Consider the following 3600-nt stretch of genomic DNA (forward strand, 5'->3'; position numbering starts at 1 on the left):
CTTAGCGCCCAGGGCGCGGCGGCGGCCACCCGGCGGTAGTCGTCCCACTCGACCCAGCGCCACTCGACCACCTCGGCCGGGTCCGGATCCGGGTCCCCGAGCGCCCGCGCCACGTAGACCGGGCAGACCTCGTTCTCCACGAGACCGTCGGCGGCGGTGGCGCGGTAGGCGAAGTCCGGCAGCGCGCAGTGCAGGTCGGTCAACTCCAGGCGGAGTTCCTGGCCTACCCGGCGCTCGACGGCCCGCGCCAGATCCTCGCCTGGGCGGGGATGCCCACAGCAGCTGTTCGTCCACACCCCCGGCCAGGTCCGCTTGTCGAGCGCCCGGCGGGTGACGAGCAGCCTGCCGGACGGGTCGAAAAGGTAGGACGAGAACGCCAGGTGCAGGGGGGTGTCGAGGCCGTGCACGGCGATCCGCGGCGCCGTCCCGCAGGGGCGGCGTTCGGCGTCGAGGAGCACGACCTCGTCGGCGGGCGGGACCGACGCGGTGTCACGCGACACCGTCTGTGGTGACGCCGCGTCACGCGGCACCGTCACGACGTCGGAGTCGGATCCTTGCGGGCTCACTGGTGGGCCTCACTTTCCGGTCGAAGGTCCAGTTTCCACTCGAAGGTCCAGTCGCTGGTTCGGTCGGTGTGGGGTGGGCGCCGGCGACGCTGTCGCCCGACACGCACGCGTCGTTCTCCTCCACCCGGGATCCAGTCGCCACATACCCATCCTCCCCTTCCTGCCCGCCGGCGCCGGTTGGCCACGTCCACGTCCGGGCAACCCCGGCCGTACCCCCGCCCCGGCGTGGGCGATCGCTGGTTCCGATCAAGGCAACGATGAGAGTGTGGACGCGGCGGAAGGACGATCACCCGCAGGTTTCCGCCGCCCGCCAGTGCCCGCCGTGCCAGCAGAGGATCGAGGATGACGGACATGGACCTGTCAGCCACTCTGAACAGCCTTGTCAGCAAGGGGGTGAGTGGTCAGGCTCCGACCCGGGACGAGGCCCTGGCCGTCCTGCGCAGTGACGACGACGATCTCTTGGACGTCGTCGCCGCCGCCTACCGGCTCCGGCGGAGGTACTTCGGCAGGCGTGTCAAGCTGAACTTTCTGGTGAACCTCAAGAGCGGACTCTGTCCGGAGGACTGTTCCTATTGCTCGCAGCGGCTCGGTTCGAACACGGGAATCCTGAAGTACACCTGGCTCAAGCCCGAGGAGGCCGCCGCGACGGCCGGCGCCGGCATCTCGGGCGGTGCCCGCCGGGTGTGCCTGGTCGCGAGCGGCCGCGGGCCGACGGACCGGGACGTCGACCGAGTGGCGGACACGATCGGCGCGATCAAGACCGCGCATCCGGACGTGGAGGTGTGCGCGTGCCTCGGCCTGCTGTCCGACGGGCAGGCCGCACAGCTGCGGGCGGCCGGTGCGGACGCCTACAACCACAACCTGAACACGGCCGGTGAGAAGTACGCAGACATCTGCACGACGCACACCTACAACGACCGGGTCGACACGGTGCAGGAAGCCAGGCACGCCGGCCTCTCACCCTGCTCGGGTATCATCGCCGGCATGGGGGAGAGCGACGAGGACCTCGTCGACGTCGCCTTCGCGCTGCGCGAGCTCGCCCCGGACTCCATCCCGGTCAACTTCCTCATGCCATTCGAGGGCACGCCCCTGGGGGCGGAGTGGAACCTCAACCCCCGGCAGTGCCTGCGCATTCTCGCCATGGTCCGGTTCGTCAACCCCACGGCCGAGGTGCGGCTCTCGGGCGGCCGGGAGATTCATCTCGGCTCGATGCAGCCCCTCGCCCTCTCGGTGGTGAACTCCATCTTCCTTGGTGACTACCTGACCAGTGAGGGTCAGGAGGGCCACCAGGACCTGAAGATGATCGCCGAGGCGGGATTCACGGTGGAAGGCCTCAACACCGACGCCGAGGCGGCGCTGGCCATGGGCGCGGGCCTGGAGCGGGTCGCGCTACGTCAGCGCGGTGCCGGCACCGACCTGCCGCCCAACGCCTGATCCCGGCCTTCACCTCTCGACTGGCGGGGCGTCCGGGTGGCCAGCCGATGAACCCGGCTGGCACGGATACCACCCACGACGCCGGGAAGACGGTGGACTTCTTCGTCTCCTACGCCGGCGTCGACCAGGCGTGGGCGGAGTGGATCGCGGACACCCTGGAGAGGGCTGGCCGCCGCGTGCTGCTCGAGGCATGGGACTTCGTCCCCGGGTCGAACTGGCCTGCGCTCGTCCAGGCGGGACTGACCACCGCAGGCCGGCTCCTGGCGGTGCTGACCCCGGCCTATCTCGCCTCGGTCGGCGCGGCGGCGCAGTGGCAGGCGATCTGGGCGGCGGACATGGGCGGGCGGGGACGCCGGCTGATTCCGGTGCAGGTCGAGCCGTGCGAGCCCGACACGCTCGGCCTGCTCGGCAGCCTCACCTGGATCGACCTGACCGACCTGGCCGGGCCGGGCGCCGCCGCAGCCGCTCGCGCCCGGCTGCTGGACGGGATACGTGCCGCCGTGACAGGGCAGGTGCGGTCGGTCAATCCCACGCCGCTCCCCACCCGCGACACCCGCGACGTGCCCGCGGCGGCGGACGAGTCCGAACGGGCAGCGCGGTATCCGGGTCGGCCCCCGCTCGTGTGGGGGCTGCCGCCGGAACTGGTGCGTAACCCCCGCTTTGTCGGGCGTGCATCCGAACTCGCCGAGCTGCGCGCGCGACTGACGGGCTTCGACCGGGCCGTGCCCGGCCCCGGTTCCCCTGTGCCGGGGGTGCGGGCCCAGGTGGTGCATGGCCTGGGCGGGGTCGGCAAGACGGAGCTCGTCGTGGAGTTCGCCTACCGGTACAGCCACGCCTACGACCTGGTCTGGTGGATCCGCGGCGACAAGATGACGGAGGTCGTCGCCGGCCTCGCCGCCCTTGCGGCCCAGCTGGGACTCGCCCACGTGGAGGGGGACGAGGCAGCGGCCGCCGCGGCGGCCGAGGCGTTGCGCGCCGGTCGACCTCATCGCCGGTGGCTGTTGGTCGTCGACAATGCCGTTATTGGCAATGCCGTTATTGGCAATGCCGTCATGGGCAACAACGCCGGTGCTACCGCCACCAACCCCTACCTGTCCAGGCTTCTGCAGGCCGCGGAGACCGCCGAGTTCGGACATCTCGTGATTACCTCGCGCAACCCCGACTGGGCCGGTCGGGCTACCGCAACCGAGGTCGCGGTGCTGCCCCGGAGGGACACGATCGATCTGCTGAGGAGGCACCGAGCCGCGCTGGAGGACGCCGAGGCTGAGCGGCTCGCGGCCGCGGTCGGGGACCTGCCGCTGGCGGCGGAACAGGCCGGAGCCTGGCTCGCCGCCAGCGGCATGACCGTTTCGGACTACCTGGCTGCGTTGCGCGTGGAGACTCGGGAACTCCTTACCCGCGGAAAACCGGACCGCTATCCGTTCATTGTCGCCGCGGCGTGGAACCTGGCCCTGGACGAGATCGGACCGGACGAACCGGCCGTCGTCGAGCTGCTGCAGCTGGCCGGATTCTTCGGTCCGGAGCCCATCCCGCTCGACCTGTTTCCCGCGCTGGTGGTGCTGGGGGAGACCAACGGGGAGCTGGGGGAGAGCAACGGGGA

Annotated in this window: 3 protein-coding genes; 2 read left to right on the forward strand and 1 reads right to left on the reverse strand. The window is 71.0% G+C overall.

Features of this window, described 5'->3' with window-relative positions:
- The coding region (gene idi, locus AC08OO_RS18240; protein ID WP_476618811.1) for an isopentenyl-diphosphate Delta-isomerase at window positions 1-536 on the reverse strand (536 nt) is incomplete at its 3' end.
- Window positions 537-908: 372 nt separating this feature from the next.
- On the opposite strand from idi, the gene bioB reads away from it, so the two are divergent.
- Together bioB and AC08OO_RS18250 are read left to right on the forward strand one after the other, a co-directional pair.
- On the forward strand, window positions 909-2000 hold the full coding sequence (bioB, locus tag AC08OO_RS18245; RefSeq protein ID WP_011438549.1) for a biotin synthase BioB: 1092 nt from the start codon (window positions 909-911) through the stop codon (window positions 1998-2000).
- Between the two features lie 47 nt (window positions 2001-2047).
- Window positions 2048-3600: toll/interleukin-1 receptor domain-containing protein (locus AC08OO_RS18250; RefSeq protein WP_476618812.1), on the forward strand; the 1553-nt coding region annotated here is incomplete at its 3' end.

This window comes from Frankia sp. CeCAU1 (genome assembly GCF_977971845.1).